Below are 20,602 nucleotides of genomic sequence, written 5' to 3'. Positions count from 1 at the left end.
GTGACATAAACGTGATGCTAGAGATGCTTATTTTAACCTGCTTCTTTAGGGTCACGTTTTATGGTTTAAATAAATATTAATTAGGGGTGAAAATCATGACCGAGGTCAGAAAGAAAAAAAGATTTAAGTTTAAAATGCCAGGCGCATTCGTCATTTTGTTTGTTTTGACGATTGTAGCCGTGGCAGCAACGTGGCTAATTCCGGCTGGTAGTTATTCTAAGTTGACCTATAATAAACCAACTTCAGAATTACAAATTAAAAATCCAGGTGGAAAAACTGAAAAAGTTCCAGCAACTCAGCAACAGTTAGATAAATTAGGCGTTAAAATTGATATTAAGCAATTTACGTCTGGTGGAATTACAGATCCGATTTCCATTCCTAATACGTATCAACGTTTGAAACAACGTCCTGCGAGTGCAGCTGCTGTCCCTAACAGTATGGTTCGAGGAACAATTGAAGCCGTTGATATCATGGTATTTATCTTTGTTCTAGGTGGTTTAATTGGGGTTGTTAAGGCTAGTGGTGCGTTTGAATCAGGATTGATTGCTTTAACTCGAAAAACTAAGGGTCATGAATTTGCACTAATTTTCTTTGTTTCAGTTTTAATGGTGTTAGGCGGAACCCTTTGTGGGATTGAAGAAGAAGCAGTTGCCTTCTATCCGATTTTGGTGCCGGTTTTCATTGCGATGGGGTACGACTCCATAGTCTGTGTGGGGGCAATCTTCTTGGCAAGTTCAATTGGGACGGCATTCTCTACGATTAATCCGTTCTCAGTTGTAATTGCGTCAAATGCTGCGGGGATTGACTTTACACAGGGACTTAATTGGCGGATCTTTGGTTGCGCAATTGCTGCGATGTTCGTTATTTTCTACCTCCATTGGTATACTAAAAAAATTAAAGCCGATCCAAAATCCTCATACTCATATGAAGATCATGCATCTTTTGACAAAATGTGGTCGGTGGTATCAGATGATGGTGAAAATGCGGTCTTTACAGTTCGGAAGAAGATCATCTTGGTATTATTCGTGATTACCTTCCCACTAATGGTTTGGGGCGTTATGTCTCAAGGTTGGTGGTTCCCAACCATGGCGGCCTCATTCTTAACGTTTGCTATTTTAATTATGATCCTTACTGGAACTGGTAAAATGGGTATCGGTGAAAAAGGGGTCGTTGATGCCTTTGTTGAAGGTGCTTCAAGTTTAGTTGGAGTATCATTGATTATTGGACTTGCTCGTGGGATTAACATTGTCTTGAATGAAGGAATGATTTCAGATACGATGTTACAATTTTCATCGACCTTAGTTAAGGGCATGAGTGGACCAATCTTTATCATTGTAATGATGTTTATCTTCTTTATTCTTGGCTTTATCGTACCATCTTCATCAGGTTTAGCAGTGCTATCAATGCCAATTTTGGCACCATTAGCTGACACAGTTGATATTCCTCGATTCGTTGTCGTTACAGCTTATCAAATTGGTCAGTATGCAATGTTATTCCTAGCTCCAACTGGTTTAGTAATGGCGACATTACAAATGCTTGATATGAAATATTCTCACTGGTTCAGATTCGTTTGGCCAGTTGTAGTCTTCTTATTAATCTTTGGTGGTGGAATTTTAGTTGCTGAGGTAATGATTTATTAGATGAAATTAAAAATGAGTTGCGATATTAAATCGCAGCTCATTTTGTTTGGGATATTTAACCCATAATTTTCTTCCATAAGCTTTTATCTGGTTTACTAAATGAGAATCCTTCACCTAGAGTTTCGGAAGTATCACTTACAGTAATAAACGCTGATGGATCGATTTCTTTGATTAATTCGTACATGGTTGAAACTTCAGATGGATCGACAACGGTGTAAACAACTTGTTGTTGATTTTTGGTATAACCACCTTGTGCATCGAATAGGGAAGTTCCACGTTCTAATTTTGCCATAATAGCATCGGAAATTTCGACTGATTTAGCTGAGAAAATTAAAAAGGCTCGTGCGGAGTAACCATCTTTTTGAGTGAAGTTAAGCACTTGCGCAAATACAAAGGCCATAATTAAGGTGTACATCATATGAACGATGTCTAGATAAACTAGGGATAGTACTAACACTGATGCATCTAAAGCGAAAATGGTTCTTCCCATTGGAAGATTTAATTTGCGTTCTAATACCAAGGCGATAACATCAGATCCACCGGTAGTGCCACCGAATCTCATAATGATTCCGAGCCCGAGGCCACCAAGAATACCGGCAATAATGGCAGCAATTAAGGCATCATGATGCAAGGGTGGGTTCATCGGAACAATTTGCCAAAACCATAACCAAAATGACAAACTAATGGTACCAAACAATGTATAAATAATTGAACGACGACCTAGAAGCTTATAGCCGATAATTAATAATGGAATATTCAATATTAAAGTTGTGTAGGCTGGGTTTAAACCAAATAAAGCTCTCAGAATTAAGGTAATACCGGAGATGCCGCCTTCAGCTAAATTATTAGGAATATTAACGTTAATTAGTGACCAAGCGTATAAGGCTGATCCGAGAATAAATGCAATTAAATCCCGAATACGAATTTTTTCTGATGAGTTATTCATTTGCGGACTCCTTTAAGTAGTTAATATAGGTAGTATATCACTACTAGAGTAAGCGTAGATAAAAAACACCATCCTTGATGTTAAGGATGATGTTTCACATGTTTGGAATAATCAGTATTAATTATCTGATTCGTTCAAATAGTATATACGAAATTGTTACTATTTATTTTTTAATTTAATTTTACGATAAATTATATAAGTTATCAGTAGTAAGGTTACTGGTAACAAGATGATCCATAAAGAAAGATAAAAAATTTTTTCATCAGTTTTTGGTAGAAGGTCTGAATCAGAAGTGTGATTTTTATTAATGTTTTTTTTATTTGAACTTTCTGTTGGTAAATTATATAGGCTTGGTAATGGGCTTTTAATAGATGTTGTTAATTCTTTAGAAGTTATATTAAAAACATTATCTAAATTAATATTGGGGTTTAGATTTAAATCAAGATCTGGTTCGGGAGTAGGATCTGGTTCGGGAGTAGGATCTGGTTCAGGAGTAGGATCTGGTTCAGGGACAGGATTTGGATCTGGTTCGTCGTCCCAGTCCCAATCTTTATCAATTGGTGGTTGCAAATCCCATTTATGGGTTTCGCCGCCAACTACATTGACAGTATTAGCAATTATGTTACCGTCGATGTTCGCATGAGCATTAATAATTGATGACGGAGCGAGAATACTCCCCATAAAACGGCCAGAAAAGTTTAAAGTACTAGATGTGTTACCGAAATTAAACAATAAGTTAGAAAGCCCAAAATCTGTTCGTTCAGCATTAGGTAAGGCAGAAATGTTTTCTCCATAAAATAATTCTGTTTTGGTTGGTAACCAATACTCACCATTTTTGGGGACATCGGTTACATTGATAATTATAGTTGGATTATTAGTTTCAGCTAAGCCACGAATATAAATCGATTGTGGATCTGTTAAATATGAAAAAGGAATTGAAATGTAAGCAACACTTGCATTACTTTTAACAATTTTTGAAACATCAATAGTTCGTTTGTTCATATCATTAAAATTATAAATTACTTCTGAGTTATCAGGTCTAGATGCATAAGTAGTGGATCGCTGTATGAGTTGTTTGAATTCATAATCCATGTCAATGTATTCATTACCAACAGCATCTTGATTAACATGTGTGCTTGAAATATTCGTCATAGTTACGTCATTGATTGACACGTTATTATTGTTATTTAAAACATTAGTTAAAGAACAAAGGACAACTTTACTTTTGTTAGCACGAAATGCGTTGGGCAAAATTGGGGAATTAATATTTTTAATATAAAACAAATCGGAATTGTAATTGCGAGTACCAAAATCTGTCTGACCATGAAAGCTTGATGTAGCAATGTTACCGTTAGTATCAGCTGAGAGGGTAGTACTCTTAGAAAAAATATGAAATTTTGATGGAACTGCACCTAATGCATTATTATGATCCAATGGAATTCCAAAGGCCGCTAAACTATCATCTTCATAAATAGTAGATGGGGCAGTTGAAATAATAGGATGTGGCAGCGAACTATTAGAAACTATATTTCTATTTGTTGAAGAATAGGTGGATGAGCTACTATCGACTGATTTACTAAAGATTGTTAATTGGTTTGTGAAAATAGTTAAGAAAAAGATGGTTAGGCCACATGTAATAAAGCTAATATATAATAATTTACGAATTCTTTTAAATACTTTAAGGTTAGTTGCATTTCCTTCGGGGTTCATAATAGTTTCCTCCTTGGGTTGATAACAATTAATCTATAATTAGAATAACAATAATATGTGAATAAAATATGAATTCTACTTTTTAAATAATGCTAAACATAATTTAAAAGTTATTTACATAATTTATTGCACAAAAAAACGACCACCGTATTTAGTCGAGGGTGATCGCAATTAAACACTCAGTATTAGAGTGTGGCGTGTTAAACACGCAACCAGATGTATTTCAATCTGGTGAGTTTTGGCAACCTGTCTTCAGTATACTATATAATAATGATAATTACGACTGGTTAGTTGAATCTTGCTGTGATTTTAGCTATACTCAATTTCTAAACAGAAAAGGATGTGATTTAAGTTGAAAATGTAATTCGTTAATTAAGAATATAAATCTGTACTCAATGAGTGGGGATTATTCGTGGCGATTACATTGATAACTTAAATTATTTAATAACGTATTTTATTATGAATACGGAGTAAAACCAATAGAATAATTCTTTTATTGAGCCAATGAGGTGAAATAGATGGGAACCATAAAAATACAACAAATGTCATTTAGCTATGACGGTGCAAAAGAAAAAATATTTTCAAATGTGAATTTATCAATTGATGGAACATGGAAATTAGGCTTAATTGGCCGCAATGGTCGTGGGAAAACAACGTTGCTGAGAATTTTACGTGGACAATTGGCATATCAAGGTTTGGTAGAAGCCAATTTACAGTTTAATTATTTTCCAGCACAAGTTGATAATTTAAATGAAGTCACGCAGACGCTGGTGCTGCAATCTTTACAGATTGATGAATCAGAATTATGGAAAGTCCAAATTGAAATGGATCAATTAGGTTTGACTGATGATGTTTTGTGGAAACCATTTTCTGAGTTAAGCCCAGGTCAACAAACAAAATTATTATTAGCCGTTTGTTTTAGTCAGCCAGATCAATTTGCTTTGATTGACGAGCCAACGAATCATTTAGATGCGGCTGGACGGCAAGTGGTGGCTAAATATTTACAACAAAAAACCGGGTTTATTATTATTAGTCATGATCGAGAATTCTTAAATCTGGTGATTGATCACGTGATTTCAATTGATCGCCAGCAAATACAATTACTAAAGGGTAATTATGATACTTGGAAAACAGTGTTTGATCAGAATAATTTAAATGAAGCTAATCAAAAAATTAAAATTGAACGTGAAGTAAAACAACTACAACAATCTGCGGCGCAAACAAAGTCGTGGGCTGAAAATGCTGAAAAAAGTAAAAATAAAAGTAATCATCAAAATCAACAAGTTAACTTAGATAAGGGATTTATTAGTCATAAAGCAGCCAAAGTAATGAAAAAAGCACGGAACACGTTAAAGCGAACAGAAGCCGGAATTGCTGAAAAAGAGGAACTTTTAAAAAATGTTGAGACGATTAATGCGTTATCAATGAACTATATGGCCTGTCGAAAAACTATTTTGACGGTGCAACAACTGCAAATAAAACGTGATAATCGAACGTTATTAAAAACACCGTTTGATATCTCAATTGAACCTGGTCAACGCATTATTTTACAAGGAGTAAATGGTAGTGGTAAATCAACAATTTTACATGCGATTTTGGATCAGCCAACTTTAAGGAGCAAGGGTCAAGTCAATTGGACCACTAATGTGAAAGTTTCTTATGTTAGCCAAACGTTTGATGATTTAGCGGGTACTCTAAAAGACTATGCTAATTTCTATCAGATTGAATTATCGGAAATATTAAATATGTTACGAAAACTAGGATTTGAACGTGAAACTTTCAATGTGTTACTACAGGATATGAGTATGGGTCAGCAGCGCAAGATATCATTAGCGAGGTCAATGTGTGAAGCGGCTAATATTTATATTTGGGATGAGCCACTAAATTATTTAGATGTAATTGCACGCCAAGAAATAGAAGCATTAATTGATGATTATCAGCCGACGATGATAGTTGTTGACCATGATAATATTTTTACTCAGGCAATTGGTACTAAATTTTTATCGATTTAGGGGAACATTACTTTCTTTATAGATAAAACTTGTATTATAATTATTGCTGGGGATAATGGGGTGAAATTATGAAGCAACAACAAATTAAAAATATCCTAAATGCTGGAATTATTGGGGATGCATTGGGCGTGCCAGTTGAATTTAGTCAGCGTGATACTTACTTTATTGACGAAATGACTGGTGATGGTACATGGGATCAGCCGGCCGGTTCGTGGTCAGATGATAGTTCAATGACCTTGGCATTAGTTAAAAATTTAACTGAAGATGGCGACTATCAAGATTTAATGATTAAATTTGCGAGTTATGTTTACGATGGAAAATATACACCAGGTGGTGAACCGTTTGATATTGGTAATACAACGAATCAAGCCGTCCAAAATTATGAACGCCATGATTTTGCACCACTTGAATGTGGATTAGATGATGAAAAAGCTAATGGTAATGGAGCAATCATGCGACTTGCACCGTTGGCAATTGAGTTATTAAATCAAGCAGATTTAGATACACGTTTTGGAATGATTATGGAGTACACTTCCTTAACTCATCGCCATCCACGTGCGATTGTGGGTAGCTTGATTTATGTTGAAATTTTACGAGAATTAATGATGGGGTCTGAATTAGCAGATGCCTTGATGAAAGTGCAAGATGAACTTACTAATTCGAGTTTGGATCAATTATACTTAAATGAATTTAAATATTATGAACGAATTTTTGATGGTGGATTCAAAGATTTACCAGCCGATGAAATTAAAAGTACTGGCTATGTAGTTGATACTTTAGAAGCGGCAATATGGGTACTATTTAATCATTCTGATTTTGAAGAAGCGGTCATTGCGGCAGTTAATTTGGGCGATGATACTGACACCATTGCATCAATTGTTGGTGCAATGGTTGCTAGTCAAACGCCAGAAATTAAAATTCCAATTAAATGGTCTAGTAAAATTATTAATCGAGCTTTGATTAATGAAATTATTGATCCATTTGCAGCTAAATATGGTGAATCAGCGTAACTAGATAAATTAAAAAAGATTGAATGCCTGTATTAATAGGTATTCAATCTTTTTAATCTTGAATTAATTTCACACCCAAGACAGTTAAATGGCTGTTTTCGATTAATTGAATTATGAAGTGCGCAAGAGTTTCGGGGTCGAATTTTTCATCAGATTTTAACCACCAATTAAGGGTTCCCATGAAAGTTGAAGTCATGTAAGAAAAGACGAATTCATTTGGGATAATATTGCCATTTTGGGTGATTTTAAGATGATCAAGGAAGCCAGTAGTAGTGTCACGAATTAAGTTTTCAAGGCTTTCAATTAATTGATTACGCATTGAACTATCCACAATTAAAAAAAATAGTGCTCGATTATTATCGATATTTTGGAAGATATTAGCCAAGGTGTGCTCTAATGCTGGCAAGCTGACGGTGTTTTTATCAAGAAAAATTTCAGCATGCTTAAATTCATCGAAGTAACTTAATACGGTATTAAAGCTTTGATCAAATAAGTCTTGTTTATCTTTGAAATGAGCATAAAAAGTAGCCCGATTAATCATGGCTTCATCAGCAATTTCTTGTACTGTTAAATTATCAAACCCTTTTGTATTAACTAGTTTAATAAGCGCAGTAAAGACCATTTTTTTAGTTCGAATGACACGCAAATCCTCGTGTTTGACCATGAATTAGTTACCTACTTTTCAAATTTAATCTCAGTTTACCAGAAAATTTAATTAATAACCGACAAAATCAATAGTTATGTTAAATAAAATACATTTTTAAAAATATTGTTCATTGAAACACAATCCATAAGGGATTAAACTAGGTTTAATTTTAATAGACAAGTTGTTGTATATCTTGGCTGTTGTTGGAGAACAGTTAGCGACTTGAATATTGTCTAAATGCTAATTTAAAATATTGAGCTTTTAAAATAATTGATTTAATCAAATAATTTTAAGTGATAGGGAGATTGGTATGAGTAACCGAAAATTGATTGGTGGTATTGATGTCGGGTCAACGACGGTCAAGTTAGTTGTAATGGATAGTGAAACACGGAAGACGTTATTTTCACGATATGAACGTCATTTTTCTGATGTACGCGCAGCTAGTGAACGGGTGATCAAGGAAGCACTTGAAGAATTAGATGGTAAAGAACCAATTTCATTTACGATTACTGGTTCCGGTGGGATTGGGTTGGCTAATTTACTCAAATTGGAATTTGTTCAAGAAGTAATCGCTTGTACGAAAACGGTTGAAGAATTAATTCCAGAAACCGATGTCAGTATTGAACTGGGCGGTGAAGATGCTAAGATAACATTTTTTGGTGCTTCGTTGGAACAGCGGATGAATGGTAGTTGTGCTGGTGGAACCGGGGCATTTATTGATCAGATGGCATCTTTGCTAAAAACTGACGCCAATGGTTTGAATGTGATGGCGCAAAATGCTGAAAAAATTTATCCGATTGCTTCTCGTTGTGGTGTATTTGCAAAGACAGATGTGCAACCATTGATTAATGATGGGGCTCATAAAGAAGATATTGCGGCTAGTATTTTTCAAGCAGTGGTTAATCAGACAATTTCGGGCTTAGCTGCGGGACACAAAATTAAAGGTAACGTTGCTTTCTTAGGTGGACCTTTGTACTTTATGGATCAATTACGATATCGGTTTATTACGACCTTGCAGTTACCACCAGAGCAGGTAATTTTTCCAGAGGATCCGCAATTATTTGTTGCTAAAGGAGCGGCTTTGTATGCGGTAGATGAGAAAGCCACAACCTTAGCTGATTTATTAGAGTTATTAATTAATGGGGATCATTCAGTGATGCAACCGACGCATCATTTGGATCCTCTATTTGTGGATGACGAAGAATTGCAGCAATTTCGACAACGCCACGGGAAAGCACAAGTTGAAAAGCGTGATTTAAGTACTTATCAAGGGACGGCATTCCTAGGAATTGACGCAGGCTCAACCACAACCAAAGTAGCTTTAATGAGTACAGATCATAAGTTACTTTATACTTACTATGATAGTAATGATGGTGACCCATTAGCAAAAACAAAGGCAATTTTGAAAGATATGTATGCTAAATTACCTGAAGGTGTTCGAATAGGAAAAACAACGGTTACTGGTTATGGTGAACATTTAATTAAGAATGCTTTGATGGTTGATGTTGGCGAGGTTGAAACGGTGGCTCATTATAAAGCTGCTCAATTTTTCCAACCTAATGTTGATTTTATTTTGGATATAGGTGGTCAAGATATGAAGGCCATGACGATTAAAAATAATTCACTATCAACGATTAAATTGAATGAGGCGTGTTCATCTGGCTGTGGCTCATTTTTAGAAACCTTTGCAAGTTCGTTGAAGTATGATATCAAAGATTTTGCACAGGCTGCTCTTTTAGCTAAATATCCCTCTGATTTAGGTTCACGATGTACAGTGTTTATGAATTCCAAAGTGAAACAAGTCCAAAAAGAAGGGGCATCTATTGGTGATATTGCAGCCGGTTTATCGATGTCGATTATTAAAAATGCACTTTATAAAGTTATCAAAATTAAACGTCCTGAAGATTTAGGCGAACATATTGTCTGTCAAGGAGGTACTTTTTACAATGAAGCGGTATTGCGAGCCTTCGAAAAGATCTCCGGGCGGGAAGTTATTCGTCCTAATATTGCGGGACTAATGGGTGCTTATGGGGCAGCGCTGATTGCAGAAGAAAATTATCAAGCAGGGGATGAAACAACGTTGCTTCATCCAGAGCAAATGGATAATTTAACTGCTACGAAAGAATATATGCACTGTGGTGGTTGTGAAAATAATTGTGAGTTAACAATTACCGTTTTCAATGATGGACGTCGTTTTGTTACGGGTAATCGATGTGAACGTGGGGAAGAACGAGGCCTGAAACTCCGAACACATAAAGATAACGGTAAGATTAATTTAGTTGAAGAAAAATATAAATTATTGTTTAGCTATCGTCCATTGAAGAAAAAGCAAGCTGTTCATGGTCGAATTGGGTTACCACGGGTTTTAAATATGTATGAAAATTATCCATTATGGCAGACATTTTTTAATCAAATTGGTATTCGAGCAGAGTTATCGCATAAGGGAAATGAAGCTCAATACGAAAAAGGTATGGAAACAATCCCGAGTGATACAGTTTGTTATCCAGCTAAGCAGGTTCATGGACATATTGCTAAGTTAATTGAAGATGGCTATGAACGGATTTTTTATCCGGCAGTAGTATATGAAGTGAATGAAAATAGTGATGCGCAAAATCATTTTAATTGTCCAATCGTGCAATCTTATCCGGATGTAATTAAAAATAATGTCGATGAAATTCGTAATGGGGATATTGATTATATTGATCCATATCTTAATTTAGCTGATAGAAAATCGACCGCAAATAACTTATATAAGGCGTTCAAACACTTAGGGATTACGAAAAAGGAAATTATTGTAGGGTTAGATGCTGGTTATGCGGCGCTTGAAGATTTTAAATTAAAAATTCGCAATCGTGGTGAAGATGTTATGCGAATGCTACATGATAAAAATGAAAAGGCAATTGTACTTGCGGGACGTCCATATCACTTGGATCCACAAATTAATCATGGAATTTCACAATTGATGACCGCAGAAGGGTTTCATGTTTTAACAGAAGACTCAATTGCTCATTTAGGTGATGTAAAGGGATTACGAGTCGTAAATCAATGGGTTTACCATTCGCGACTTTATGCCGCCGCTCGTATTGCTGCTAAAAATCCACAACTTGAATTCGTTCAAATGAATTCATTTGGTTGTGGGTTAGATGCAATTGATACAGATCAAATTGAAGAAATAATGGAACAATATAATCGTCTTTATACAGTACTAAAAATTGACGAAGGGACTAATATGGGCGCTGTCAAAATTCGTCTACGTTCATTGAAAGCGGCTGTTACTGAGCGTAATCGGCTTCATGTTTTACCTGAAAAGCAACACGAATTGGATACGCCGATTAGTTTTACTCCAGAAATGCAACAGGCTGGATATACTTTGTTGATGCCGATGATGTCACCAGTTCATCAGCATGGATTAGTCGATGTTGCCTTACAAGCATCTGGATACAAAGTAGTTAATTTACCTATGGAAGATCATCAAGCAATTGATGTTGGTCAAAAATTTGTGAACAACGATGCTTGCTATCCAGCAATTATTTCAATTGGTCAAATGTTGGAAGCTCTTCAAAGTGGTAAATATGATTTAAATAAAACTGCGGTTATGATGACTCAAACTGGTGGTGGTTGCCGAGCTACTAATTATATTCCGCTTATTCGTAAAGCGTTAAAAGATGCTGGATTTTCACAAGTGCCAGTAGTTTCAATGTCGATGGGAAATCAAGGGGTTGAACACACTTCAGGATTTAAAATGACTTTACCATTATTGAAACGAGTCGCAATTGGCTTCTTATATGGCGATTTATTTGAAAAAGTTGTATATCGGACGCGTCCTTATGAAAAAGAACCAGGAATTATTGACAAAATGCACGAAAATTGGCTGGAATTAGTTCGTCCCAGTGTTGAAAAAGGTAGTTTCTCTGAGTTTAAGCAGAATGTTGCACAAATCGTGAAAGATTTTGATACAGTGCCATTAAACGAAGTTATCAAGCCTAAAGTTGGACTAGTTGGTGAAATTCTAGTTAAATATTCGCCAATTGCTAATAATGATATTGTTCATCTACTAGAAAATGAAGGGGCTGAAGTGGTAGTTCCAGATATTGTTGGGTTTATGAACTACTCATTGTATAATCAAATTTATCGTTATCAAAAATTAGGAGCTTCTGCGAAGGCACGAATTTTTGCGGAAACCGTCTTAAAAATGATTGAATGGTGCGAACAGCCAATGCAAAAAGCACTGGCTGCGTCAACTCGTTTTGATGGGATGGCAGGTATAAAATCCGTCGCAGATGATGCTAGTAAAATTTTATCATTAGGAAATCAGACTGGTGAAGGGTGGTTCTTAACTGGTGAAATGATTGAATTATTAAAAAATAATGTGCCTAATATCATTTGTATGCAACCGTTTGGCTGTTTGCCTAATCATATTGTTGGCAAGGGGATGGTCAAGGAACTTCGTCGCCAGTTTCCTGGCGCTAATATTGCTCCCATTGATTATGATCCGGGAACATCAATTGTTAATCAATTAAATCGAATTCGGTTAATGTTAGCAACGGCAGATAAAAATTTAAAAAAGCACGTTGTTAGTTAAGTTAAATAAATTAGCTAGATATTTAAAAAATGAGAAGACATGACATTAGTTGTGTTTTCTCATTTTTTATTCTATTTTAGAGCTGGTTGAACTCAAAAAGTGTGCGAAACGAAACTAATTTATTATGGGGAATAAGTTACATAAAAATGCAATTAAATTTAGTACTTAGGCGTTGAAGCCAACATATAATTCGAAATATGAGTGAGATTAATTTATACTTGTTTACAGATGAAATTTATAAAAAGGAATAAATCATGATTAAAGAATTTTGTGCTGAAAATTTTAATAATGTACCCGTGGCAATCGCAAATGGGGCTAATCGAATTGAACTTTGTGATGATTTGTCAGTTGGGGGAATTACGCCAAAAGATGATGTGATTAAATTGGCTGTACAACATGCTCATCAATTTGATGTCAAAGTGATGACGATGATTCGCCTAAGTGCAGGTAACTTTATTTATGATGACGCTGAAATTAGACGTATGCGTTCAACGATAATAAAAGCTAAGCGGTTTGGGGCTGATGGAATTGTCGTAGGCTGTTTGACAACTGACAATTGGATAGATGAAAAAGCAATGATACAATTGATTGCTGCTGCAGGTGAAATCCAGATTACGTTTCACATGGCCTTTGATTTAATCCCACTTGAACGCCAATTTGAAGCGGTTGATTGGTTAGCTGCTCAAGGTGTTACAAGAATATTGACGCATGGTGGGGCAATGAACAAACCGATTGAAGCACATTATGAATGGCTAAAAACGTTAATTAATTATGCTGATCAACGAATTGTAATTTTGCCAGGCGGTGGAATTAACTATCAAAATGTTGATGAAGTCGTTAAAAAATTAATGATTAGTGAAGTACATGGAACTAAAATTGTTAAACTTAATTAAAAAATCTTCCATAACCGTGATGTAAAAATAACCTTTGCATTGCGGCTTTTTTAAAACGATTAAAATAAGATGAGAAAAACATTTTGGCTAATAAATATCCATTACAGGCTTGTTATCCGCAGTTTGAAATAATGTTTCATTGACATTTAATATCAATTTGTTAAACTAAATTAATCGGATTTTAATTTAATTTGGTATTTACATATATTTAAAATATATTCATAAACATAGTTTTATTTAATTACATTATTCAGTAGGAGGAATGACATGGCTAGCTTGAAAGAAAAGATTTTCCGTAAAGAAGATCCGTCAGTTTATAAAACTAAAGATTCTCACTTGGTACGATCATTACGAGTGCGTGATTTTATTGCGTTGGGGGTTGGAACAATTGTTTCAACAGCAATCTTTACATTACCGGGAGTTGTGGCTGCACAACATGCGGGTCCATCCGTAGTTTTATCTTTTCTAGTCGCAGCAATTGTCGCAGGTTTAGTGGCCTTTGCATATGCTGAAATGGCTTCTGCAATGCCATTTGCGGGTTCTGCATATTCATGGATTAATGTTATTTTTGGTGAATGTTTTGGTTGGATCGCTGGCTGGGCTTTATTGGCAGAATACTTTATTGCCGTCGCTTTCGTTGGATCAGGATTGTCAGCTAATTTTCGTGGCTTAATTGCGCCGCTAGGGATTACTTTGCCTAAAGCAATTTCAAATGCATTTGGAACAAATGGTGGGGTGATTGATATTGTGGCAGCTGTCGCAATTATCTTGGTCGCATTATTACTTTCTCGTGGGGTCAGTTCAGCTGCACGAATTGAAAATGGATTAGTTATTTTAAAGGTCGGAGCAATTATTTTATTTTTGATTGTTGGCGCAACAGCAATTAAGGCCAGCAATTATGTACCATTTATTCCTAAATATCATGAAACAAGTGACGGTGCTTTTGGGGGCTGGCAAGGAATTTATGCTGGTGTATCAGAAATTTTCTTAGCGTATATCGGATTTGATGCAATTGCTGCTAATTCTGCCGAAGCTAAAAATCCTTCAAAAACCATGCCTCGTGGAATCCTAGGCTCACTAGCGATTGCGGCTGCTTTGTTTGTTGGTGTTTCGTTAGTATTGGTTGGGATGTTTAAGTATTCTAATTATGCAAATAACGCTGAACCAGTTGGCTGGGCACTCCGCCATGCTGGTCATCCAGTAGTTGCGGCTGTAGTACAGTCAATTTCTGTATTAGGGATGTTTACAGCCCTAATTGGAATGACGATGGCAGGCTCTCGTTTGCTATACTCATTTGGTCGAGATGGAATGTTACCAAAATGGATGGGTAAACTGGACAAAAAGAACCGTCCGAATCATGCGCTATTCACATTAACAGTTATCGGAGTCGTTGTAGGATCATTGTTGCCATTTGCATTCTTAGCACAATTGATTTCTGCTGGGACGTTAATTGCTTTTATGTTTGTTTCGTTAGGAATTTATCGTCTGCGTCAACGTGAAGGAAAAGACATTCCAGAACCAGGATTTAAAATGCCATTTTATCCGGTTATGCCAGCCCTAGGATTTATTGGATCATTATTTGTTTTCTGGGGATTAGGAAACGATGCCAAGATATATGCAGGAATTTGGTTCCTAGTAGGCTTAATTATTTATTTTGCTTATGGAGCTAACCATTCATATCTTTCAAAACAGAAAGAAGATGTAGATAGTGGGGCAACAAAAGAATAGTCAGCAATTATTAGCTAAAGAAACAGCTGTTTTATCAAAAGCTGCCCGAGTTAAGTATTATGATATTGTGATTGAAAGTGGCTCTGGGGCTGAAATAACTGATGTAGATGGTAACGTTTATATTGATTTATTAGCTAGTGCCTCGTCTACTAATACAGGGCATTCGCATCCACATATAGTTCAAGCGATTCAAGAACAAGCTGCTAAATTAATTCAATATACTCCAGCGTATTTTGCCAGTGCTCCAGAAGCTGAATTAGCACCACGATTGGCTGCTTTGGCTCCGATTAGTGGTGATGTGGCACTAGCATGGGGGAACTCTGGATCTGATGCTAACGATGCAATCATTAAATTTGCTCGCGCCTATACTGGTCGCCAAAATATTGTGAGTTTTACGGGTGCATATCATGGCTCAACGTATGGTGCAATTTCAGTTTCAGCCGTTAGCTTGAATATGAGCCGAAAAATTGGGCCACTTTTACCTGGTGTTGTGAAGGTGCCCTATCCAGATCCATGGCAACGATTAAGTGGTGAATCTAATGATGAGTTTGTTGATCGGATGTTTGCAGCTTTTAAGCAACCATTTGAGACTTACCTACCGGCTGATGAAGTAGCTGTAATTTTAATTGAACCAATCCAAGGTGACGGTGGTATCATCAAAGCACCAACTGCATATATGAAAAAAATTTATAATTTTGCTAAAGCAAATGGAATTTTATTTGCCGTTGATGAAGTTAATCAAGGAATGGGTCGAACTGGAAAATGGTGGTCAATTGAGCATTTTGGAATTGAACCCGACTTGATGTCAGTTGGTAAGTCACTAGCTTCGGGATTACCACTCAGTGCAGTAATTGGAAAAGATGAGATCATGAACTCGCTTGGGTCACCAGCACATACATTTACGACGGCGGGTAATCCGGTAACAACGGCTGCCGCTTTGGCCACAATTGACGTGATTGAAGATGAACATCTACTTGAACGGTCAGTTAAATTAGGTGCTTTGGCTAAAGAATATTTTGAAAGTGCTCAAAAGAAATATAATTTTATCGGTGATGTTCGGATGTATGGTTTAGATGGTGGAATTGATATTATTAGTCCAGAAACTGGTAAGGGCGATGATGAAGCAACTACTAAGTTGATTTATCGAGTCTTTGAGCTGGGAGCTATTATTATAAGTTTACGTGGTAATGTACTACGTTTTCAACCGCCGCTAGTAATTACAGAAGCACAATTGAATAAAACTTTTCATATTTTTGATCAAGCATTTGAAGAGTTATACCAAGGAAAACTTAGCTTGCCGGCTAATGCAGATGAAATTGGCTGGTAGTAAAAAAATTTTAATCGTAATTAACTGAACCTAGTATTAGTGGGTTTTAGGTAATTGCGGTTTTTTGTTTAGGTAAAAATAATGGAATACTACTAGTTAAGTCGCGTGAAATTAAGCTAACTATCAAGGGCAGATTCTTGACAGTCCGTCGTTAAAAAAAGTAAGATATTTGAGACTAAGTAAGCGAAAGGTGATGGCCAATTAACAACGGATAGACGCCATTAACATAATTACTATGAACGTAATGATTTTAGTTTTTGTATTACTCCTGGCATCAATTGTTAGTATCTTAATTGCACAACTAATACCTAAAATATCAGTTAATTATATTAGTATGATCATTGGTGGATTATTATTTTTAATTCCGGCAGCCGTGGGCAGTTTGGATAGTTTTAATTCAGAAATTTTTATGGGACTAATTATTGCACCGCTGTTATTTTTTGAAGGCCAAGCGATGCGCCTTAATTTAGTTAGTAAAAAGCTAAAACGGATTTTACAAGTAACGGTTAGCTTGGTAATTATTACGATGCTAGTTGGTGGTTTTGGTGTTTGGCAACTAACACATATCAATATTGCATTAGCATTTATGTTGGCTGCGATTAGTACGCCAACCGATGCAACCGCATTGGAATCAGTGACTAATGGACTACAAACACCTAAAAAAGAATTTACGCTACTAAAATTAGAATCGCTATTTAATGATGCTTCAGGAATTATTTTATTGAATATGGCAGCGTTATGGTACACCAATGGGCATATTAATGTTGGTGAAACAATTATCAATTTTATCTATTCAGCCGGTGGCGGAGTCCTGTTTGGGATGGTGACGGCGTGGATAATAATTTTATTTCGGCAAGAATTATTACGAACTTCATTTAATTCGTTGAATGCCCAAAATGTATTATATGTAATTACGCCATTTTTATTATATTTTGCCGCAGAAGCAATTCATGTTTCAGGGATTATTGCTGTTGTTAGTGCAGGCCTAGTTCATAATGCTGAAGCACAGCGAAGCCGATTAGTTAATCCACCCCAAATTCGCTTGGGCTTTGATTTAATTTCATTAATCACGGAAATTTTCAATAGTGTGGTGTTCGTAATTTTAGGGTTCATGTTTATTAGCATTATTAATGATGGTGCCATTATGAATCATGCTGGTGGTTGGTTAATGGTGGGGGTTACTTTTTATCTGTTAAATACGATGACGCGCTACGTATATAGTCGTTTTCGAATGAAGATGTTGCGAAAAGATGCTTTGATTTTTGCCTTAGCCGGGGTTCATGGGGCGGTGACTTTATCATTAGCATTTACCGTTGCAGAAATGCATATTAAAAGTAGTGAGTTTAATTTAGTAATTATGTCGGCCTGCGTGTTTATTGTTTTGAGTATGCTTATTCCAACGATTGCCTTCCGATTTATTTTAGATAAAACGGCATCACAAACCGAAATTTTGGCTGAAGTTAGTTTAATTCGAAAAGAAATGGTCCAACGAGCCCTCGCTTCGGTGGATAATATGTATTTACCTAAAAATGTTAAACGTTCGGTTAAATTTGATTTATCAACACAAAATGAACGAACGAAAACACGCGATTTTGTACATGCTTGGCTAGAAGCGGTTCATCGCTCTGATTTTAATGAAGATGAGCAAGAACTTGAAATGCGGGCATTTATGAATGCTTTTTTACAAGAACGAAAATATCTTGATATGATTTCACAACGCGAAGCTAAATATCAAAGTTATGTGTTTGATATTTATAAGGAAGTTTTACTAGCAGAATCGTTAGTGATTACACCAGATTTGTATGGTCGTGATTAATAAAATATTACCAAATAAAAGCCCAAATTCATTAACTGAATTTGAGCCTTTTTAAATATTAAATTAATTAACTAGTTACTAGTGGAATTGCATTCCACCATCAACTTCAAGGGTTTGTCCGGTAATGTAGTTTGAATCTGGACCAGCTAAGAATGCAACTCCAGCTGCAACATCTTCTGGTTCTGAAAGACGTTTCATCGCGATATCTTTGGCGAATGTTTGCATCCCCCATTCGTCATCTTTACCAGCATTTTTACCAACTTGATGTGCAATGTCCATCATCATTGGTGTTTTAACAATCCCAGGAGCATAAGCATTCACTGTGATTCCTTGATCAGCATAATCACGAGCAACTACTTGAGTAATCCCACGAACGGCGAACTTAGTACCACTGTATAGGGTTAGGTTAGGGTTACCAACTACCCCGGCTTGTGAAGTTGCGTTGATGATTTTACCACCGTCACCTTGTTTTAGGAATTGCTCAATGGCTGCTTGCATTCCCCAAATATCACCAGCAACGTTAACATGGTAAACCTGATCAAATTGTTCAGGAGTAATGGTTTCTAATGGAGTGGTTGGTCCGAGTCCAGCGTTATTAACAAGAACATCTAACCGACCTAATTCGGCAACGGTTTGCTTAATTCCAGCAAAGAAGTTATCGCGATCAGCAACATCTAATTGAACGCTGATGGCTTTTCCGCCATTGTTGTTTATTTCGGTTGCAACTTTGGCTGCCGTTTCAACCTTTAAATCAGCAACGGCAATTGCAAAACCATCATTTGAAAGTCGTTTAGAAATTGCTTCTCCGATTCCTTGAGCTCCACCGGTAACAAATGCAACTTTTCCATTTAATTCTGTCATAATAAACTCCCCAATATATTTATTTTGTAATCGCTTACATTAAACCATGAAAAGCGAAATTTCACAAACAAAATGCGTAGTTTTAAAGATTTAATATTAAGTCTTTAATGTTTGCCCATTAAACCTTAATATATAGGCATAATGGTTTACATTATTAGATGTTATTTGATAGACTATTCTGTACGTGTTTAAATTATTAATTGAGGTGAAGAAATGAAGAAACAAACAAAACGAGCAATCTTAGTTTTGCTGGTCAGTGAATTTTTAGTATGTCTAGGAATTAGTTTAGTCATACCGGTTATGCCGTTCTTGAAAACTAGTTTACATCTTACGGCTTTTGATATGGGTGTAATGACCTCGTTATTTGCGTTGGTTCAATTCGTTGCTTCACCGATTGTTGGTCGAATTTCAGATCGAATCGGTCGTAAAAAAATCTTAGTGATTGGTTCACTGCTGTATATGTTATCTGAAATTTTATTTGCGGTAACTAATAATTTATTGATGTTTGATATCTCACGAGCTGTTGGGGGACTTTCAGCTGCAATGTATGTACCAACTTCGATGGCATTAGCCGCAGATATTACGACTAAACGAGAACGTGCTAAAGTGATTGGCTGGTTATCTGCGGCCTTTAGTGCGGGATTAATCTTAGGGCCTGGGATAGGTGGAATCTTAGCTAATATCAGTCTTAAAACGCCATTTTGGCTATCTGCATTGCTGGGGCTATTAGGAACATTATCATTGTGGGCATTTTTGCCAAGTGATAAATCCATGGCGATGCATGAGGATGACGCACCTGAAGAGAAACATAAATCAGTTAATGTCTTTTTAAAAACGATGACCGTCCCAATGTTAGTGCTATTTGCAATGATTTTGGTATCGGCATTTGGACTACAAGGGTTTGAAAGCATCTATAGTTTGTATGTAAATGAAGTCTTTAAGTTTACGATGAGCAACATCGCGTTAGTTTTAACGCTTAACGGAATAATTTCCATTATTATTCAAGTGTTATTCTTTGATCGACTGGTGGTTTGGTTTAAGGAAGCACGAATCATTCGTGCCTGTTTCTTTTTCAGTATCATCGGGATTGCCTGGATTATCCTTGCCCATTCGAAATGGGAAGTTGTCATCGCAACGTTAATTGTCTTTACGGCTTATGATATTTTACGGCCATCGATTACGACGTTGTTGACCAAGATGAGTACTTCTGATCAAGGGTTGATTAATGGGATGAATATGTCACTTACAAGTGTCGGAAATGTGATTGGGCCATTAGTTTCAGGTGCGTTACTTGATATGAATTATCATTTGCCATATTTAGTTGTAATTGTCTTTATGATTATGTCGTTTGTGATCGCATTCTTTATTAAAAACGTTAATAGTGGTGAAGTTAAGGTCAATTAAAAATATTATTAATTAAAAAACGCAAAT

13 protein-coding genes are annotated in these 20,602 nt (G+C 36.0%); 9 read left to right on the top strand and 4 right to left on the bottom strand.

The window, feature by feature from the left end; all coding sequences use genetic code 11:
• Positions 1–95: 95 nt before the first annotated feature.
• Entirely contained in the window at positions 96–1,640 is a 1,545-nt protein-coding gene (locus tag FC70_RS06100; RefSeq protein WP_057890110.1) for a YfcC family protein, read from the top strand.
• A gap of 55 nt (positions 1,641–1,695) precedes the next feature.
• Here FC70_RS06100 and FC70_RS06095 read toward each other — a convergent pair whose 3' ends face one another.
• Together FC70_RS06095 and FC70_RS06090 are read right to left on the bottom strand one after the other, a co-directional pair.
• A complete protein-coding gene (locus FC70_RS06095) occupies positions 1,696–2,586 on the bottom strand; it encodes a YitT family protein (protein WP_057890109.1) in 891 nt (296 codons plus the stop codon).
• 159 nt (positions 2,587–2,745) lie between these two features.
• A complete protein-coding gene (locus FC70_RS06090; protein ID WP_057890108.1) occupies positions 2,746–4,296 on the bottom strand; it encodes a choice-of-anchor A family protein in 1,551 nt (516 codons plus the stop codon).
• Positions 4,297–4,814: 518 nt separating this feature from the next.
• On the opposite strand from FC70_RS06090, the gene abc-f reads away from it, so the two are divergent.
• A complete protein-coding gene (gene abc-f, locus FC70_RS06085; RefSeq protein WP_057890107.1) occupies positions 4,815–6,308 on the top strand; it encodes a ribosomal protection-like ABC-F family protein in 1,494 nt (497 codons plus the stop codon).
• Positions 6,309–6,376: 68 nt separating this feature from the next.
• Entirely contained in the window at positions 6,377–7,318 is a 942-nt protein-coding gene (locus FC70_RS06080) for an ADP-ribosylglycohydrolase family protein (RefSeq protein ID WP_057890106.1), read from the top strand.
• Positions 7,319–7,370: 52 nt separating this feature from the next.
• Here the strand turns inward: FC70_RS06080 and FC70_RS06075 are convergent, their stop codons facing one another.
• A complete protein-coding gene (locus FC70_RS06075) occupies positions 7,371–7,982 on the bottom strand; it encodes a TetR/AcrR family transcriptional regulator (RefSeq protein WP_057890105.1) in 612 nt (203 codons plus the stop codon).
• Between the two features lie 292 nt (positions 7,983–8,274).
• Here FC70_RS06075 and FC70_RS06070 point away from each other — a divergent pair, with 292 nt between their 5' ends.
• The 5 genes from FC70_RS06070 (at position 8,275) to FC70_RS06050 (ending at position 18,310) form a co-directional block, all read left to right on the top strand.
• Positions 8,275–12,546, top strand: coding sequence for a 2-hydroxyacyl-CoA dehydratase (locus tag FC70_RS06070; RefSeq protein WP_057890104.1), 4,272 nt, complete (start codon positions 8,275–8,277; stop codon positions 12,544–12,546).
• Positions 12,547–12,800: 254 nt separating this feature from the next.
• A complete protein-coding gene (locus FC70_RS06065) occupies positions 12,801–13,439 on the top strand; it encodes a copper homeostasis protein CutC (protein ID WP_057890103.1) in 639 nt (212 codons plus the stop codon).
• 267 nt (positions 13,440–13,706) lie between these two features.
• The gene (locus FC70_RS06060) at positions 13,707–15,167 is read left to right on the top strand and encodes an APC family permease (protein WP_057890102.1); all 1,461 of its coding nucleotides are present in this window, start codon (positions 13,707–13,709) and stop codon (positions 15,165–15,167) included.
• Positions 15,148–16,494: an aspartate aminotransferase family protein gene (locus tag FC70_RS06055; protein ID WP_057890101.1), complete on the top strand. Its 1,347-nt coding sequence runs from the start codon at positions 15,148–15,150 to the stop codon at positions 16,492–16,494. Before FC70_RS06060 ends, FC70_RS06055 begins: the two co-directional genes overlap by 20 nt.
• 235 nt (positions 16,495–16,729) lie before the next feature.
• Complete coding sequence (locus FC70_RS06050; RefSeq protein ID WP_057890100.1) at positions 16,730–18,310, top strand: cation:proton antiporter; 1,581 nt, start codon at positions 16,730–16,732, stop codon at positions 18,308–18,310.
• A 78-nt stretch (positions 18,311–18,388) separates the two neighbouring features.
• Here FC70_RS06050 and FC70_RS06045 read toward each other — a convergent pair whose 3' ends face one another.
• Positions 18,389–19,171, bottom strand: coding sequence for a (S)-acetoin forming diacetyl reductase (locus FC70_RS06045; RefSeq protein WP_057890099.1), 783 nt, complete (start codon positions 19,169–19,171; stop codon positions 18,389–18,391).
• A gap of 213 nt (positions 19,172–19,384) precedes the next feature.
• Here FC70_RS06045 and FC70_RS06040 point away from each other — a divergent pair, with 213 nt between their 5' ends.
• Complete coding sequence (locus tag FC70_RS06040; RefSeq protein WP_057890098.1) at positions 19,385–20,575, top strand: MFS transporter; 1,191 nt, start codon at positions 19,385–19,387, stop codon at positions 20,573–20,575.
• Positions 20,576–20,602: the final 27 nt, after the last annotated feature.

Origin of the sequence: Paucilactobacillus oligofermentans DSM 15707 = LMG 22743 (assembly GCF_001434315.1) — a bacterium.
Taxonomy (GTDB): Bacteria; Bacillota; Bacilli; order Lactobacillales; family Lactobacillaceae; genus Paucilactobacillus; species Paucilactobacillus oligofermentans.
The sequence above is the reverse complement of the archived record's forward strand: the minus strand, read 5'-3'. Positions and strand labels throughout refer to the sequence as shown.